We start from the raw sequence: 17125 nt of genomic DNA, 5'->3' as shown, positions 1-17125 counted from the left end.
GGTGACGAGCTCGCTCACCACCAGCTCCGCGGTGAACGCGGCCTCCTGGAGCTCCCAGACGTCGAGCTGCTCGACGACCTGCTTGCGGATGGGCGGCCCCGGCTCTCGGCGCCGGCGACGGCGTCGTACTGGTTCTCCAGGCCCGTGACGAGGGCCGTGAGCTCCTCGTCGCCCTCCTGGATCTGCCGGTCGATCTCCGTCTGCGTGCGGTGCGCGTCCGTGCGCAGGCCGTGCGCGAGGGTGGGCAGGACCAGCCCGGTGGCGGCCGTGATGGCCTCCAGGGCGGTCAGGGCCGCGTCCGGGTACGGGGACCGGGCGATGTAGTGCGGCACGTGCGCGGCGACGCCCAGGACGTCGTGTCCGGCCTCCATGAGGCGGTACTCGACCAGGGACTCGGCGCTGCCGGGGACCTGCGCCTCGTCGAAGGGGCTGCGGTGGCCCGGGACGAGGTCCGTACGGTTGCCGTGCGGGGTCAGGCCCACGGGGCGGGTGTGCGGTACGCCCATGGGGATGCCGTGGAAGTTCACCGCCAGGCGGACGCCCAGCCGCTCCACGATTTGCTCGACGGCCTTGGCGAAGCGCTCCCACTCCACGTCCGGCTCGGGTCCGGACAGCAGCAGGAAGGGCGCTCCGGTGGTGTCCTGGACGAGCCGCACGTCGATGGCGGGCTCGTCGTAGTCGGTCCACTGGTCGCGCTTGAACGTCAGCAGCGGACGGCGGGCCCGGTAGTCCACGAGCCTGTCGTGGTCGAATCTGGCCACGACCTGATGGGGCAGCGAGTCGAGGACCCGATCGACGATCTGGTCGCCGGTCTCGCCCGCGTCGATGTATCCGTCGAAGTGGTAGAGCATGACAAGACCGGCCGACTCCTGCGCGAGCGCCATGTCGACGACAGCCAGGCCTTTCGGCTCCCATGCGTACAAACCCTGCGGATCAAGCACAGTGACCGCTCCTCCTCGTGTTCGTACTGCACAACGCGCCCAGGGACACGGGCATTCCCACCCGCGCCCCTGATCAGGCCTCTCTTACTGCCTTTTCATGCCCTGTCTCATGCCTGCCGGGCCGGCTCAGGAGGAGAGCACGCGCGTGTGCAGGGCAGTCACCGCCTTACGCGCCGACGTGAACGCCCCGTGCTGCCAGGCGTCCGTGTAGCTGAGCCAGTCGCCGGCGAAGTACACGCGCCCGGTCGGCTCGTTCAGCGGCTTGTAGCGGGGGTCGTCGGGTCCGCCGGGGGTGCTGTGCCAGGCGGCCTCCAGGTGGGGGGTCTGCCGCCAGTGGTGCGAGAACGAGGACGCGAGTTCGCTGCGGTACTTCTCCCCGTAGATCTTCACGCCCGCCGCCACCGCCCGCGCCTCGCGCGCCTTCGGCGTGAGCTTCGCGTAGCTGTCGGCGTCGTCGCCGTAGTTGTAGTACCCGACGAGGACCCCGCGTTCGCCGTGGAAGCCGTACGAGGGATGCCAGATGTGGGTGACGTCCTGGTCGGTCTCGGTGATGCCGCCGTAGATGCCGTGGTCGAGCTCCCACCAGCGGGACCGGTACTCCAGCCCGATCTTCGCGGCCGACGACGGCGTGATCGCCTCCAGCGCGGACTGCACCCCGGAGCCGAGGTTGTGCGGCACCTTGGCGAGGATGTTGGGCGGCAGCGCGGCGACGCAGTAGTCGGCCTCGACGACCTTCGTACGACCGCCCTGCGCGTACGTCACCGACACCCCGCGCCCGGTGTCGCTGATCTTCTTCACGACCGCGCCGGTACGTATCCGATGACCACCGACCGCCTTGGTCAGCGCCTTGGGGATCTGGTCCATGCCACCGACCGGCTGGAACATCAACATGGCCTGGTCGAAGCCGAATTCGAAGGAAAAGTACCGCCCGACCCCGCTGGCGAAGACCTCCGAGGCACTCGGCACGTCCCCGAGCAGCACACCCGGAGTACCCGCGGCGGCCGGCACGGTCGAGTACCCGCGCCGTTCACCACCGTCATACGCCAACGTGTCGCCCAACTCCCCCCAGTCCTTGAGGAACTCGACGAGCCGCTCCTGGTCGGTCGCGGTCAACTCCTTGTCGAGCGCGCCCTTGTCGGTGGCCTTGGCGAGCAACTCCGAGACGTAGCCGTACACATCGGCCTTCGCGGTGCGGTACCGCACGGGCTTCGTCATCCCGGCGGACTCGTTGTAGAGATACGCGTCCGCGTTGACGTTGGTGAACACCTCGATGGGAACGCCGAGTTCACGACAGTAGTCGAGGGTGACCATCCACTGCGGGATCCGAGCGGGCCCACAGTTCATGTACTGCCCGTCACTGAACCGCGCGGTCTGCGTGTTCCCGTACAGGTCGGTCGTGGAGTCCCCACCCCGCACGGTGAAGTTACGCCCACCGGTACGCCCCCTGGCCTCCAGGATCGTACAGTCGTAGCCGGCCTTGCCCAGCTCGTAGGCGGTGGTCAGCCCGGCGATGCCACCCCCGACGATCACGACCTTCGCGGCCCCGCGCCCGGTGACCGTGAAGTCCCCGGCCCTGAGCCCCCGAAACGGCTCCTCCCGCCGGGCCGCCTCCGCGGTGGGAGCAAGGCCGATGGCCCCCATCGTGGCGAACATGGCCCCGGCCCCACCAGCGACCCCGACCTTACGAAGAAACGCCCGACGACTGGTCCCGGGCGTGTACTGAGCGTCTGCCATCTCGGCTCCCTTTTCCCGATCACGAACGACCGGGGGAGCCTCCCAGCAACCGATTACGCCTCATCGGTTACTGATGTATCCCACAAGTTTCTGCAAACCGAGGATGTCCCACCTAGGGGCGCGGGGAACTGCGCGCTCAGCCCCCACCGGGCCGGCAGCCAAAAACACTGAAGGACCGCACCTCGAAAGGTACGGCCCCTCAGTCAACTGCTAGGCCTCAGCGAGCCAGCGTTCAGCTCTGTCCACCCGCGAGCTTCTCCCGCAGCGCAGCAAGCGCCTCGTCAGAAGCAAGCGCACCGGACGTGTCCGCACCCTCGGAGGAGTACGAACCGCCACCGCCACCGCCGGTACCGGCGGCAGCCGGAGCCGCAGCGTCCCCGCCCTCGGCGGCAGCCGCAGCGTCCGCCTCACGCGACTTGATGACCTGCTGCTGGTGCTGCTCGAAGCGGGTCTGCGCCTCGGCGTACTGGTTCTCCCACACCTCACGCTGGGACTCGTAACCCTCGAGCCAGTCGTTGGTCTCGGGGTCGAAGCCCTCGGGGTAGATGTAGTTGCCCTGGTCGTCGTACGACGCGGCCATGCCGTAGAGCGTCGGGTCGAACTCGACCGAGGCCGGGTCGGCACCGAAGGACTCGTTGGCCTGCTTCAGGGACAGCGAGATCCGGCGACGCTCGAGGTCGATGTCGATGACCTTGACGAAGATCTCGTCGTTGACCTGGACGACCTGCTCCGGGATCTCCACGTGGCGCTCGGCCAGCTCGGAGATGTGGACCAGACCCTCGATGCCCTCGTCCACGCGGACGAACGCACCGAACGGAACCAGCTTCGTGACCTTGCCGGGCACGACCTGGCCGATCTGGTGGGTCCGGGCGAACTGCTGCCACGGGTCTTCCTGGGTCGCCTTCAGCGACAGGGAGACACGCTCGCGGTCCATGTCGACGTCGAGGACCTCGACGGTGACTTCCTGGCCGACCTCGACAACCTCGGAGGGGTGGTCGATGTGCTTCCAGGAGAGCTCGGAGACGTGAACCAGACCGTCGACGCCGCCGAGGTCCACGAACGCACCGAAGTTGACGATCGAGGAGACGACGCCGGAGCGGACCTGGCCCTTCTGCAGGGTCGTGAGGAAGGTCTGACGGACCTCGCTCTGGGTCTGCTCCAGCCAGGCACGGCGGGACAGGACCACGTTGTTGCGGTTCTTGTCCAGCTCGATGATCTTGGCCTCGAGCTCCTTGCCCACGTAGGGCTGGAGGTCGCGAACGCGGCGCATCTCGACCAGGGAGGCCGGGAGGAAGCCACGGAGGCCGATGTCGAGGATGAGACCACCCTTGACGACCTCGATGACGGTACCGGTGACGATGCCGTCCTCTTCCTTGATCTTCTCGATGGTGCCCCACGCCCGTTCGTACTGGGCGCGCTTCTTCGAGAGGATCAGGCGGCCTTCCTTGTCCTCCTTCTGGAGAACAAGGGCTTCGATCTCGTCACCGACGGCGACGACCTCGTTCGGGTCGACGTCGTGCTTGATCGAGAGCTCACGGCTCGGGATGACACCTTCGGTCTTGTAACCGATGTCGAGGAGAACCTCGTCCCGGTCAACCTTGACGATGACGCCGTCGACGATGTCACCATCGTTGAAGTACTTGATCGTCTCGTCGATAGCGGCGAGGAAGGCTTCCTCGTTACCGATGTCGTTGACCGCAACCTGCGGGGTGGTGGCGGTGGTCTCGGTGCTGCTCGTCATGTGGGAAAGGGCTCCGGTACGGACATTGAAGTCGTAGGTACTGCTACGCCGGGAGCCCGTATCGCTCTGAAGAAGCCGGACAGCCTAGGAAGCGCCCCAACAGCAACTGGAGAACCAGAGACTGGAGATGGCGCCTCGACAACCGAGGGGACATACAACAGATGCGAGCGCAGCCTGCTACGTCTGAGGAGCGCAGGCCCGCAGCGCAACTTGTAGCATACGGGGGCAGCCGGACAGGGTCAATGCGCGAACGCGCACACCCGGGGCGGATCGCCGCATACCCGGCACAAGAACTGTCTCTGGAGGCCACGCGGGCCTTGGGACACCTCTTCCGTGACACCCGTGGACGCCCGCGGGCATCCCGGATTGGAGGGAAGAGTACGACGAGGGAGCCGATCATCCAAGAGTCCGAAGCGGCCGAAGCGTTCGAAGCGCCCGAGCCGGAAGCCACCCGACGTGACGCCGACGTCACGGAGAGTTCGCGGGCCAACCGAGGCTGGTGGGACCGCAACGCCGACGAGTACCAGGTCGAGCACGGCACCTTCCTCGGTGACGACCGTTTCGTCTGGAGTCCCGAGGGGCTCGACGAGGTGGAGGCGGAGCTGCTCGGTCCGCCGGAGGAGCTGAAGGGGAAGGACGTCCTGGAGATCGGCGCCGGCGCGGCCCAGTGCTCGCGCTGGCTGACCGCCCAGGGGGCCCGTCCGGTCGCCCTGGACATCTCCCACCGCCAGCTCCAGCACGCGCTGCGCATCGGCTCGGCGTTCCCCCTGGTGTGCGCCGACGCGGGCGCGCTCCCCTTCTCGGACGGCTCCTTCGACCTGGCCTGCTCGGCGTACGGGGCGCTGCCCTTCGTCGCGGAGCCGGTGCTGGTCCTCAAGGAGGTGCGGCGGGTGCTGCGCCCTGGCGGCCGGTTCGTGTTCTCGGTGACGCATCCGATCCGCTGGGCCTTCCCGGACGAGCCGGGCCCCGAGGGCCTGTCGGTCTCGGCCTCCTACTTCGACCGCACGCCCTACGTCGAGCAGGACGATGAGGGCCGCGCGGTCTACGTCGAGCACCACCGCACGATCGGCGACCGGGTCCGGGACGTCGTGGGGGCGGGCTTCCGGCTGGTGGACCTGGTCGAGCCGGAGTGGCCGTCCTGGAACACCTCGGAGTGGGGCGGCTGGTCACCGCTGCGCGGGAACCTGATCCCGGGCACGGCCGTCTTCGTGTGCGTACGAGACTGAGTGCGTGATCCGTTACGAGGCTCTCGACGCCCTTCCGGTACGCGGTGCGCTGCCCGCACTGAGCGACGCCCTGGAGGGACACGGCACGGCGGTCCTCGTGGCGCCGCCCGGCACCGGCAAGACGACCCTCGTGCCGCTCGCCCTGGCGGGCCTGCTGGGCGACGGGCCGGCACGCCGGGTCGTGGTCGCCGAGCCGCGCCGGATCGCCGCACGGGCCGCCGCACGGCGGATGGCGTGGCTGCTGGGCGAGCGGGTCGGCGAGAGCGTCGGGTACACCGTGCGCGGCGAGCGGGTCGTCGGGCGGCACGCGCGCGTGGAGGTCGTCACGACGGGTGTGCTGCTGCAACGGCTGCAGCGCGACCAGGAGTTGGCGGGCGTCGACGTGGTGGTGCTCGACGAGTGCCACGAGCGTCATCTGGACGCGGACACCACGGCGGCGTTCCTGTGGGACGTGCGCGAGACGCTGCGGCCCGAGCTGCGCCTGGTGGCCGCGTCGGCGACGACGGACGCGGCGGGCTGGGCCCGGCTGCTGGGCGATGCGCCGGTGGTCGAGGCCGAGGGCACCTCGTACCCGGTGGAGGTGGTCTGGGCACCGCCGGTACGGCCCGTACGGCCGCCGCACGGCATGCGCGTCGACCCGGCGCTGCTCACGCACGTGGCGTCGGTGGTGCGGCGCGCGCTGGCCGAGCGGGCCGGGGACGTGCTGTGCTTTCTGCCGGGCGTGGGGGAAATCGCGCGCGTGGCGGGGCAGTTGGGGGATCTCGGTGACGTCGAGGTGCTCCAGGTGCACGGGCGGGCGCCGGCGGCCGTGCAGGACGCGGTGCTGGTGGCGGGTGCGCGGCGCCGGGTGGTGCTGGCGACCTCGGTCGCGGAGTCCTCACTGACGGTTCCCGGAGTGCGGTCGGTCGTCGACTCCGGTCTGGCGCGGGAGCCGCGGGTCGATCACGCGCGCGGGCTGAGCGCCCTGGCGACCGTACGGGCCTCGCAGGCGGCGGGACGGCAGCGCGCGGGGCGGGCCGGGCGGGAGGCGCCGGGGACGGTGTACCGCTGCTGGGCGGAGGCGGAGGACGCGCGTCTGCCACGTTTCCCGGCTCCGGAGATCAAGGTGGCCGACCTGACCGCGTTCGCCCTCCAGACGGCGTGCTGGGGCGATCCTGACGCGTCCGGTCTCGCCCTGCTCGACGCACCGCCCGCCGGCGCGATGGCGGCGGCACGGGCGGTCCTGACGGCGATCGGTGCGGTCGGCTCCGCCGGGCGGGCCACGGACCGGGGCGTGCGGCTGGCCCGGCTGGGGTTGCACCCGCGACTGGGACGGGCGTTGCTCGACACCTCGGGTGCGGGCGCCGAGGTCGTGGCGCTCCTCAGCGAAGAACCACCACGGGCGTACGGGGATGATCTCGCCGCCGTCCTACGGGCCGCCCGGCGCGGGGGCGACGCGTATGCGGGGCGTTGGCGTACGGAAGTGCGGCGCCTGCGTGCCGCCTCGGCGGACTCCGCCGACCCCCGTGCCCGGCATGTCGAGGCTCCGCCGAATACCGCCCCGGGCGACGACCATCTCGTGGGTCTCGTCGCCGCTCTCGCCTTCCCCGAGCGCGTCGCCAAGGCCGAGGGCGGCTCCTATCTCATGGTCTCCGGGACGCGCGCGGAGCTCGGCGAGGGCACCGGCCTGCGGGGTGCCCCCTGGATCGCCGTGGCCGTCGCCGACCGGCCCGTCGGGCGAGGGCACGCGCGCGTGCAGCTCGCGGCGACCGTCGACGAAGGGGTGGCCCGAGCCGCGGCCGGGGCGCTGCTGGAGGAGCGCGAGGAGGTGCACTGGGCCGACGGCGACGTCGTCGCACGCCGCGTGGAGCGGCTGGGGGCGATCGAGCTGGCGGTGCGGCCCCTGAAGAAGGCGGACCCCGTCCTCGTACGCGAGGCGCTTCTGGAAGGGCTGCGGCAGGAGGGGTTCGGGCTGTTGCGGTGGACGCCCGACGCGCTCGTACTGCGTCAGCGGCTCGCGTTCCTGCGGCTGCGGCTCGGGGAGCCGTGGCCCGATGTGAGTGACGACGCTCTCCACGCGCGCGTGGACGAGTGGTTGGAGCCGGAGCTCGGGCGGGCCCGGCGGCGGGCCGATCTCGGGCGGATCGAGGCCGGGCAGGCGCTCGGGCGGCTGCTGCCGTGGGCCTCCGGACAGGCAGGCCGGCTGGACGAGTTGGCGCCCGAGCGGATGACCGTACCGAGCGGGTCCAGGATCCGGATCGACTACGGCGATCCCGAGCGGCCCGTGCTCGCGGTGAAGCTGCAGGAGATGTTCGGGCTCCAGGAGTCCCCCGCCGTCGCCGGCGTGCCGCTGCTCGTGCACCTGCTCTCCCCCGCCGGCCGGCCCGCCGCGGTGACCGCCGATCTGGCGTCGTTCTGGCGGGACGGCTACAAGGGCGTGCGTGCCGAGCTGCGCGGCCGGTATCCGAAGCATCCGTGGCCGGAGGACCCGGCCACGGCGGAGCCGACGCGGTACACGAACGCGCGGCTCAGGCGGTGACCGGTTCCGGCGCCGAGGACTCGGCCGGTTCCGGGTCGGCCGGGCGGCGGCTGCGGGCCTCCAGGTAGAGGGAGAGGGCCAGCAGGAGGATGCCGAGGCCCAGGAAGCCCCAGGGGAGGTACGAGGTCAGGAGCAGGACCAGGGTGCGGTTGGACTTGACCAGGTCGACGGTGTGCTCGATGTAGTCCTCGCGCATCTTCACGTGCCCTGAGAACGCCGTCACCTTGTCCTTGTCGCCGAGCAGCGTGCCGCCGCGCAGCTCCTCCTTGTGGATCTCCTCGCCGTAGACGGGGGCGCCCGTGGTGGGTTCGACCCAGAACTTACGGACCGTGGTGTACCAGCGGGTCGTGCCCGTCTTGGCGATCGATTCGGGGGTGATGCCCTCGACGGGCAGGATCTTGGGGAAGGCGACCTTGGTCCAGGGGATGGTCTGCTCGAAGTAATAGACCTTCAGGCCGCGGAAGTTCTGGGTGCCCTCGTAGTGGATGGGGGCGCTGGTGCGGGTCTGCGCGTCGAAGTAGACGTAGTCCCGCTTCTCGGTCAGGAAGGGCCACTTGAACTCGATGCCCTGCCGTTTCACCGGGTCGTTGTCGACCATCTCGCCGGGGGCGTGGACGGGTTCCTGGGAGTGGGCGTCGAAGATGTAGCGCTCGGGGAGCTTGGAGACCATCTTGCCGTCGGGGCCCTGGACATAGGAGAGGCTATCCCAGACGACGACGTCCTTGCCGTACGACTTCTCGACCTTGTCGGCGGCCTCCACATTGCCCTTGAGGGTCTGCACGATGGTGACCTTCGGGACCTTCTTCGCGGTCATCGTGCCGTAGTCGAGAAGGGTCGCGTCCTTCGCCTCAAGGACCATGTCCTGGTACTGATCTGCCGGGATCTTGGCCAGGCGCGGGAAGGCGTACCAGCGCAGCAGCGGGGACAGCGCCGTGCAGAACACGGCGAGGGCGAGCAGGACCAGACTGGCCTTGCGGCGCATCTCGGCCTCCCGGGCGGACGGCTACGGGTGTGCGGGGACCGTCGTCAGCAGCGGTTTCGGGGACGTCTTGCCGGCCGGCGAGCCCATCGCGGTCATCGTGAGGACGAGCGCGAACGCCAGGGCGAGACCGGTCGCGGCGGCGATCAGGGCACGCATGCCTGCCTCCCGACGGACTGGAACCAAGGGACGGACGGGAACTGATACATCGTCAGGTCCGGCACCGTAGCAACGGGTGGGCGAGATGAGAACAGGTCGTACACACACAACGACGGCGCCCCTTCGGTGAAGGGACGCCGTCGTGGTCGTACGAGGGGCCGCTAGGACCCGGTGCTCTCCGACGCGCTCGGCGACGGGCTGGACGAGGGGGTCGTGTCGGCCGGCGGTGCCGTCACCGTCAGGTCGACGGTGAGCGTGGCGCCGCCCGCGGTGGTGATGCGGAGCAGGTAGGCGCCGGCGGTGCCGTCGGCGTACAGCTGCGGCAGCTTGATGAGGCCGTTCGCGTCCGTCGTCAGGCCCGTGAGGGTGCGGACGGTCTTGCCGTCCGCGTCCTTGAAGTAGGGGCCCTTGTCGTTCTCGGTGGCGTCGTCCGCCGACTTGATGAGGGTGGCGGTGGCCGCGACCTTGCCCGCGACGGCGTCCTTGTAGGTGGCCTTCACCTCGACCTGGTCGGCGAACTGGCCGCCCGCGACGCAGGTCAGCGCGGTCGTGCTGGTGCGGACGAGGGTGTCGGCGACGCGCTCGGTGACGGTGGCCGTGTAGCCGAGAGCGGCGACCGAGCGGCCGACGACCGTGGCGCGGACGGTGAAGTCGCCCGTCTTCTCGCCCGCTTGGAGCGCGGGCGCGACGGCCACGCCGGAGGCGTTGGTGACGACCGTGGCGACGTCCTCGCCGCCGACGAAGGTGGCGTCGGTGGTGCCGACGATGGTGAAGCGGACCCGGACCTTGGCGACGGTCTTGCCGGCCTTGGTCTCCGCCTTGGTGCTGATCTTCTTGGTGAACGCCTCGCCCGCCGTCGCGGTGAGCTTGGCGGTGCCCGCGTCCTCCAGGTGGTCCACCGTGTCGGTGGGCGTCTGCGGAGGCGTCGTGGGCGGGCTGCTCGGGTCGGTCGACGGCGGCGGTGTGCTGGGGTCGGCCGGCTTGCTCGGCGTCGACGGCGTCGAGGGCGTGTTCGACGGCTTCGGGTCGGGCTGGTCGTCGTCGCTGCGGTTCGACGGGATGCTGCCGGTGCCGTCCGGGATCTCGTGCGTGCCCTTGCGGTAGTACTCCAGCCACGACAGGACCGTGTTCAGGTAGTCCTGCGAGTTGTTGTAGCTCAGGATCGCGCGCTTGAGGTCCGCCTGGACGGACAGGTCCCAGTTGTAGCGGCACAGGTAGTGGCCGGCGGCGAGGGCGGCGTCGTAGACGTTGTTCGGGTCCTTGACCCCGTCGTCGTTGCCGTCGCGGCCCGCCCACGCCCAGGTGGACGGGATGAACTGCATCGGTCCGACGGCCTGGTCGTACGTGCTGTTGCCGTCGTACTGGCCGTTGTCGGTGTCCTGGATGAGCGCGAAGCCGTTGCCGTCGAGCTGCGGGCCGAGGATCGGGCTGATCGTGGTGCCGTCGGCGGTGACCTGACCGCCGCGGGCCTGGCCCGACTCCACCTTGCCGATGGCGGCGAGCAGTTGCCAGGGCAGGTTGCAGCCGGCCTTGGACTGGGCCAGCTCGTCGGCGGCCTTCTTGTAGGCGTCCAGGACGGTCGCGGGTATGCCGGCCTCGCCGTCGCCCGTCACGACCGGGGTGCCCACGGTCGGACTCGGCGAGGGGTTGGGGCTGTTGAGCGGCGGCAGGTCCGTGTAGTACGGCGAGTTGCCGGTCGCACCGCCCTCGTCGGAACCGGAACCGGTGGCTTCGGGCGAGGACTGGGCGTCGGCGGCGCTGGCTCTGCCGTGGTCGTCGACCGTGGCTCCCGGTGCCTGGGACGCGGACAGCGCCGCGACCACGACCGCGGCCACCGCGGTGGTCGCCGCTCCCTTGCGCAGCCTCATGCCGAATTGCGCCGCCATAGAGTGAACCAGCCCCTCCGTTGGACGCGCCCGTGCGTCCGTCGCTGTCTGCCGCGGGTCTGTTGGACCCACCCTGTTGTGACGATCAACCCGGTGCGTCGGTTGCCCTCGTCACCGTTTTCGGTGCTTTTCTCACCTGTTCGACCGCGCTCCCCCGGGCCGCACCGGCACGCCGACCCAGGCGACACTACGACAACTTCTTTTGCACCGGCACCCGTTCGTGCCCGGTTTTCACCGGTTGGCCATATGAGGTTGGTGCCTTGTTGCGGCCCGCATACTGGACCGCAGCGACCACCCCGGCTGACCAGGAGCTCCCTTGCCGTTCACCCTGAGCCACGCGGCCGCCGTACTGCCCGCCGTGCGCGCCGACGGAACGGGCCGGGGCCGCCTGGTTCCGGCCGTGCTCGTGGCCGGTTCCTTCGCACCCGACATGACCTACTACGCGGCGAGTGCCCTTCCCGGGGCAATGGAATTCGGCGCGTTCACGCATTCCTTCACGGGCGTCCTCACTTTCGACGTCCTGGTCTCCTGGACCCTGGTCGCCCTGTGGCTGCTCCTGCGCGAACCACTGGTGGCTCTGCTGCCCCGGTCCCGGCAACCCCGCCCCGCCACCTTGCTCGGCTGCGGAAGGCCCCACGCGCGCGTGCGCCCCGCCCTGGCGGTCCGGTGGTACGTCTCCGCGGTGCTGGGCGCGCTGACGCACGTCGTGTGGGACGCGTTCACGCACCACGACCGCTGGGGCGTACGGCTACTCCCGGTCCTGGACCGGGAGTTCGCGGGCACACCGCTCTTCCAGTGCGTCCAGTACGGCAGTTCGCTGGTGGCCGCGCTCGTGATCGCCGCGTTCCTGCTCCGCGCGGTGCGCCGGATGCCCGCTGCGGCCGGGCCCATGGGGGTCCCCGCCCTGTCGGCCCGCGACCGATGGTGGGCCGGCGCCGTGATCGGCGGCTGCGCGCTGCTCGCGGCGGTGGAACGGGCAACGCGGTGGTGGGCGTACTGGGGCTCGACGGCCAAGGCCTGGGAACTGATCCCCACGGTCTGCTTCGGCGCGGGCGCGGGACTTGTGGTGGGGCTGCTCGCCTACGCCGTGGGGGTACGGGTGTGGCGGCCGGCCCCGGACGCGAAGGGCTCGGCGGGTGTGCTCACGGGGTCGAGCCGTCGGGGCGGGGACCGGCGAGCCGGATGAGGTGATCGCCCAGCAGGCCGGCCCAGAGCCGCCAGGCGGACGGCTCGCCCGGGCCGGTACGGGCGTCGAGGGCCGCTCGGGGCAGCCCGCGCCCCAGGACCAGGCCGGGTTCGGCAGGGATGCGGGCGGTGCTCGCGTCGGCCGCGAAGACCGGGACCGAGGTGAACGTCAGGCGGGGGCTCGCTTCGGTGCTCGCCTGCGCTGACGCCGTCCGGCGGTGGAGCATGCGTATACCCATGCCCGCATCCTTGCGGGAGGACGCGGGCGGGGGCGCTTCTGCGGGGGCCACGTGAGTGACGGGCCCTGCGGGGCTTGGGCCGGACCGGGTGCGGGTCGGCCGACGAGAGGGGTCTCGGTGGGCCCGGCACCGCCGGAGCGCGCCGCGGAGGCGAACCGCCGTCGCGGCGGAGTTCGATACGGAACCCGCCGTCGCGGCGGAGTTCGATACGGAGCCCGCCATCGCGGCGGACTTCGATACGGAACCCGTCGTCGCGGCGGAGAGTTCGTTTCGGAACCCTCCGCCGCGATGAAACGTCGGTCTCCGGATGGCTAGTGCGCGGCCGACTCCCAGTCCGCTCCCACGCCCACCGACACGTCCAGCGGAGCCCTGAGGTGGACGGCGTCGGCCATCTCGTGGCGGACGATCTCCTCCACCGCCTCGCGCTCGCCGGGGGCGATCTCCAGGACGATTTCGTCGTGGACCTGGAGGAGCATGCGGGAGGTGAGGTCCGCCGCCCGCAGGGCCTTGTCGACGTTCAGCATGGCGATCTTGACGATGTCGGCCGCGGTGCCCTGGATCGGCGCGTTCAGCGCCATCCGCTCGGCCGCCTCGCGGCGCTGGCGGTTGTCGCTGTTGAGGTCGGGGAGATAGCGGCGGCGGCCGAAGAGGGTCGCCGTGTAGCCGGTCGCCCGGGCCTCGTCGACCGCCCTGCGCAGATAGTCGCGGACCCCGCCGAAGCGCTCGAAGTAGGTGTCCATCAGGACCCGGGCCTCGCCCGCGTCGATGTTCAGCTGCTGCGAGAGGCCGAAGGCCGACAGACCGTACGCGAGGCCGTAGGACATCGCCTTGATCTTGCGGCGCATCTCCGCGTCGACGTGGTCCTTGTCGACCGAGAAGACCTGCGCCGCCACCGTGTTGTGCAGGTCCTCGCCGGAGGTGAACGCCTCCAGGAGGCCCTCGTCCTCGGAGAGGTGGGCCATCACGCGCAGTTCGATCTGGCTGTAGTCGGCCGTCATCAGCGACTCGTAGCCCTCGCCGACCACGAAGCCCCGGCGGATCGCGCGGCCCTCGTCGGTGCGGACCGGGATGTTCTGCAGGTTCGGGTCGGTCGAGGAGAGGCGGCCGGTGGCCGCGACCGTCTGGTTGAACGTGGTGTGGATGCGGCCGTCCGTCGCGATCGTCTTGATCAGGCCCTCGACGGTGACGCGGAGCTTGGCCTGCTCGCGGTGGCGGAGCATGATCACCGGCAGCTCGTTGTCCGTCTGGCCCGCCAGCCAGGCCAGCGCGTCGGCGTCCGTGGTGTAACCGGTCTTCGTCTTCTTCGTCTTGGGCAGGCCCAGTTCGCCGAAGAGGACCTCCTGGAGCTGCTTGGGCGAGCCCAGGTTGAACTCGTGCCCGGCGGCCGCGTGCGCCTCCTTCACCGCCTGCTGGACGGCGCCCGCGAACATCTGCTCCATGGCCTCCAGATGCGCCCGGTCGGCCGCGATGCCGTGCCGCTCCAGACGGGCCAGCAGGGCCGAGGTGGGCAGCTCCACGTCACGCAGCAGATCCGCGGCGCCGACCTCCTGGAGCCGGCCCTCGAAGGCCTCGCCCAGGTCGAGGACGGCACGGGCCTGGATCATCAGGGCCTCGGCCTCGGCGCCCTCGTCGGTGCCGAAGGCGAGCTGCCCGTCGGCCGAGGCGGCGGGGGTCAACTCGCGGCCCAGGTACTCCAGGGACAGCGCGTCCAGGTCGAAGGAGCGGCGGCCCGGCTTGACCAGGTACGCGGCGAGCGCGGTGTCCATGTCGACGCCGGCGACGCTCCAGCCGTGCTCGGCGAAGACCCGCATCGCGCCCTTGACGTTGTGGAAGACCTTGGGCTTCGCCGCGTCGGCCAGCCAACCGGCGAACGCCTTCTCGTCGGCCTCGTCCAGCTGGGTCGGGTCGAACCAGGCGGCCGCGCCGTCGGACGCGGCGAGCGCGACCTCGGCGACCGAGCCGGTGCCCAGCGCCCAGGTGTCGACCGTGGCGACACCGAGGGTGGCGGTGCCGTGCTCGGTGAGCCAGGCGGGCAGCTCGCCGGTGGACAGGACCGTGCCGTCGACCTCCACGCCGTCCGCGACGACCGGGGTGCCCTCGGCCTCCTCGGCGCCCGGGTCCACGGCGAGCAGCCGCTCGCGCAGCGAGGGGTTCCTGATCTCCAGGGTGTCCAGGACCAGCGCGAGCGCCTTGCGGTCGTAGGGCTCGCGCGCCAGGTCGACGACCGTCTTGGGCAGCTCGACCGTGCGCACCATCTCCGTCAGGCGACGGTTGAGCTTGACCGCGTCCAGGTGGTCGCGCAGGTTCTGTCCGGCCTTGCCCTTGACCTCGTCGACGCGCTCGACCAACTCGGCGAAGGAACCGAACTGGTTGATCCACTTCGCCGCCGTCTTCTCACCGACCCCGGGGATGCCCGGCAGGTTGTCGGACGGGTCGCCGCGCAGGGCCGCGAAGTCGGGGTACTGCGCGGGCGTGAGGCCGTACTTCTCCTCGACCTTCTCCGGGGTGAACCGGGTCAGCTCGGAGACGCCCTTGGTCGGGTACAGCACCGTCGTGTGCTCGGAGACCAGTTGGAAGGAGTCGCGGTCGCCGGTGACGATCAGCACCTCGAAGCCCTCGGCCTCGGCCTGGGTGGCGAGCGTGGCGATGACGTCGTCCGCCTCGAAGCCGTCGACCGCGAACCGCGACACATGCATCGTGTCGAGCAGCTCGCCGATCAGCTCGACCTGGCCCTTGAACTCGTCCGGGGTCTTGGAGCGGTTCGCCTTGTACTCCGTGAACTCCTCGGAGCGCCAGGTCTTGCGGGAGACGTCGAAGGCCACCGCGAAGTGCGTGGGCTCCTCGTCACGCAGGGTGTTGGCGAGCATCGACGCGAAGCCGTAGATCGCGTTGGTCGGCTGGCCCGTCGCCGTCGTGAAATTCTCCGCGGGCAGCGCGAAGAACGCGCGGTACGCCAGCGAATGCCCGTCCATGAGCATCAGCCGGGGCCGGTTGCCGCCGGCGGTTTTCTCGGTCTTCTTCGCTGCTGTCTCTGCCACGCCCCCGATCCTGCCACGCCGCACTGACAGTCGGCCCCGCCCACCGCCGACGACGGCACGGACGGACGACCCCGGCCGTCCGCACACATTGCTGATGCCGTCTACACCGACCGGGCTCCGTCACTGTCGGCGGCGGGTGAGAGGATCGAAGAGGTACCCGACGTGTGCGCGTGTGAGGAGAGTGGGCGATGGCCACCAAGCCGCCTCAGGGCGATCCGGTCCAGGACGCCCCGAAGGTCGTCGAGCCCAAGCACGCGGCGGCGGGGCTGCCGGCGATCGGGCACACCCTGCGCATCGCGCAGCAGCAGATGGGCGTGAAGCGCACCGCGTTGACGCTGCTGCGGGTCAATCAGAAGGACGGCTTCGACTGCCCGGGCTGCGCCTGGCCGGAGCCGGACCACCGGCACGCGGCGGAGTTCTGTGAGAACGGCGCGAAGGCGGTCGCCGAGGAGGCCACCCTGCGCCGGGTCACCCCGGAGTTCTTCGCCGCGCACCCGGTCGCCGACCTCGCGACCCGCAGCGGCTACTGGCTCGGCCAGCAGGGCCGCCTCACGCATCCCATGTACGTGGCCGAGGGCGGCACGCACTACGAACCGGTGTCCTGGGAGCGCGCCTTCGACATCGTCGCCGAGGAGCTGCACGCGCTGGGCTCCCCCGACGAGGCGCTCTTCTACACGTCCGGCCGCACCAGCAACGAGGCCGCGTTCCTCTACCAGCTCTTCGCCCGCGAGTTCGGCACGAACAATCTGCCGGACTGCTCCAACATGTGCCACGAGTCGTCCGGTTCGGCGCTCAACGAGACGATCGGCATCGGCAAGGGCAGCGTCCTCCTGGAGGACCTCTACAAGGCCGACCTGATCGTCGTGGCCGGCCAGAACCCGGGCACCAACCACCCGCGCATGCTCTCCGCCCTGGAGAAGGCCAAGGCCAACGGCGCGAAGATCATCAGCGTCAACCCGCTGCCCGAGGCGGGACTTGAGCGCTTCAAGAACCCGCAGACCCCGCAGGGCATGCTCAAGGGCGCCGCGCTCACCGACCTGTTCCTGCAGATCCGCATCGGCGGCGACCAGGCCCTGTTCCGGCTCCTGAACAAGCTGATCCTTGAGACAGAGGGTGCCGTCGACCAGGCGTTCGTCGACGAACACACCCACGGCTACGAGGAGTTCGCCGAGGCCGCCCGCGCCGCCGACTGGGAGCAGACGCTCGCCGCGACGGGCCTCACGCGCGCGGAGATCGAGCAGGCGCTCGGCATGGTGCTCGCCTCCGAGCGGACCATCGTGTGCTGGGCGATGGGCCTGACCCAGCACAAGCACTCGGTGCCGACCATCCGAGAGGTCGTCAACTTCCTTCTGCTGCGCGGCAACATCGGCCGCCCGGGCGCGGGCAGGCCTCGGCGCTCGGCCCGGAGCTCAACCGGCTGCCCGACCTGCGCCACATGTGGGTCGTGGAGAAAGGCCACTTGGACCGGCTCGCGGAGCT

At 70.5% G+C, this 17125-nt stretch carries 12 protein-coding genes; 4 read left to right on the top strand and 8 right to left on the bottom strand.

From position 1 onward, the window contains the following. Positions 1–14 precede the first annotated feature (14 nt). The 3 genes from ACWDR3_RS42480 to rpsA all read right to left on the bottom strand — a co-directional run bounded on the left by ACWDR3_RS42480 (position 15) and on the right by rpsA (position 4416). Positions 15–941, bottom strand: coding sequence for a PAC2 family protein (locus ACWDR3_RS42480; RefSeq protein WP_450357964.1), 927 nt, complete (start codon positions 939–941; stop codon positions 15–17). A gap of 126 nt (positions 942–1067) precedes the next feature. After that, positions 1068–2594: a flavin monoamine oxidase family protein gene (locus ACWDR3_RS42475; protein WP_450357963.1), complete on the bottom strand. Its 1527-nt coding sequence runs from the start codon at positions 2592–2594 to the stop codon at positions 1068–1070. Between the two features lie 313 nt (positions 2595–2907). Then, a complete protein-coding gene (gene rpsA, locus ACWDR3_RS42470) occupies positions 2908–4416 on the bottom strand; it encodes a 30S ribosomal protein S1 (RefSeq protein ID WP_450357962.1) in 1509 nt (502 codons plus the stop codon). Between the two features lie 242 nt (positions 4417–4658). On the opposite strand from rpsA, the gene ACWDR3_RS42465 reads away from it, so the two are divergent. Together ACWDR3_RS42465 and hrpB are read left to right on the top strand one after the other, a co-directional pair. Continuing rightward, positions 4659–5642: a class I SAM-dependent methyltransferase gene (locus ACWDR3_RS42465; RefSeq protein WP_450357961.1), complete on the top strand. Its 984-nt coding sequence runs from the start codon at positions 4659–4661 to the stop codon at positions 5640–5642. A gap of 4 nt (positions 5643–5646) precedes the next feature. Next, positions 5647–8160, top strand: coding sequence for an ATP-dependent helicase HrpB (hrpB, locus tag ACWDR3_RS42460; protein WP_450357960.1), 2514 nt, complete (start codon positions 5647–5649; stop codon positions 8158–8160). On the opposite strand, the gene ACWDR3_RS42455 is transcribed toward hrpB, so the two are convergent. The 3 genes from ACWDR3_RS42455 to ACWDR3_RS42445 form a co-directional block, all read right to left on the bottom strand. Then, entirely contained in the window at positions 8150–9142 is a 993-nt protein-coding gene (locus ACWDR3_RS42455; RefSeq protein WP_450357959.1) for a DUF3068 domain-containing protein, read from the bottom strand. The two genes, hrpB and ACWDR3_RS42455, sit on opposite strands and share 11 nt — an antisense overlap. A 21-nt stretch (positions 9143–9163) precedes the next feature. Beyond that, positions 9164–9298, bottom strand: coding sequence for an SPW_0924 family protein (locus ACWDR3_RS42450; RefSeq protein WP_124004370.1), 135 nt, complete (start codon positions 9296–9298; stop codon positions 9164–9166). Positions 9299–9459: 161 nt separating this feature from the next. Beyond that, positions 9460–11184 (bottom strand): lytic transglycosylase domain-containing protein, encoded by a 1725-nt coding sequence (locus tag ACWDR3_RS42445; protein ID WP_450357958.1) that lies wholly within the window; start codon positions 11182–11184, stop codon positions 9460–9462. 316 nt (positions 11185–11500) lie between these two features. Here ACWDR3_RS42445 and ACWDR3_RS42440 point away from each other — a divergent pair, with 316 nt between their 5' ends. Beyond that, the gene (locus ACWDR3_RS42440; RefSeq protein WP_450357957.1) at positions 11501–12370 is read left to right on the top strand and encodes a DUF4184 family protein; all 870 of its coding nucleotides are present in this window, start codon (positions 11501–11503) and stop codon (positions 12368–12370) included. Here the strand turns inward: ACWDR3_RS42440 and ACWDR3_RS42435 are convergent. Further along, entirely contained in the window at positions 12327–12608 is a 282-nt protein-coding gene (locus tag ACWDR3_RS42435; protein WP_450357956.1) for a hypothetical protein, read from the bottom strand. The genes ACWDR3_RS42440 and ACWDR3_RS42435 overlap by 44 nt on opposite strands. 311 nt (positions 12609–12919) lie before the next feature. Continuing rightward, positions 12920–15646: a DNA polymerase I gene (gene polA, locus ACWDR3_RS42430; RefSeq protein ID WP_450357955.1), complete on the bottom strand. Its 2727-nt coding sequence runs from the start codon at positions 15644–15646 to the stop codon at positions 12920–12922. A 188-nt stretch (positions 15647–15834) separates the two neighbouring features. Between polA and ACWDR3_RS42425 the strand changes: the two genes are divergently transcribed. Further along, a partial coding sequence (locus tag ACWDR3_RS42425) for a molybdopterin-dependent oxidoreductase (RefSeq protein ID WP_450357954.1) occupies positions 15835–17125 on the top strand: 1291 nt, incomplete at its 3' end.

The sequence above is a fragment of the Streptomyces sp. NPDC001002 genome, assembly GCF_053599215.1.
This window is presented reverse-complemented; position numbering and strand designations above follow the sequence as displayed.

What these genes read in the sequence shown, in the direction of transcription:
- ACWDR3_RS42475 (WP_450357963.1), bottom strand. Translation starts at nt 2,594, where the DNA reads ATGTTCGCCACGATGGGGGCCATCGGCCTTGCTCCCACCGCGGAGGCG.
- rpsA (WP_450357962.1), bottom strand. Translation starts at nt 4,416, where the DNA reads ATGACGAGCAGCACCGAGACCACCGCCACCACCCCGCAGGTTGCGGTC.
- ACWDR3_RS42465 (WP_450357961.1), top strand. Translation starts at nt 4,659, where the DNA reads ATGCGCGAACGCGCACACCCGGGGCGGATCGCCGCATACCCGGCACAA.
- ACWDR3_RS42455 (WP_450357959.1), bottom strand. Translation starts at nt 9,142, where the DNA reads ATGCGCCGCAAGGCCAGTCTGGTCCTGCTCGCCCTCGCCGTGTTCTGC.
- ACWDR3_RS42450 (WP_124004370.1), bottom strand. Translation starts at nt 9,298, where the DNA reads ATGCGTGCCCTGATCGCCGCCGCGACCGGTCTCGCCCTGGCGTTCGCG.
- ACWDR3_RS42445 (WP_450357958.1), bottom strand. Translation starts at nt 11,184, where the DNA reads ATGGCGGCGCAATTCGGCATGAGGCTGCGCAAGGGAGCGGCGACCACC.
- ACWDR3_RS42435 (WP_450357956.1), bottom strand. Translation starts at nt 12,608, where the DNA reads ATGGGTATACGCATGCTCCACCGCCGGACGGCGTCAGCGCAGGCGAGC.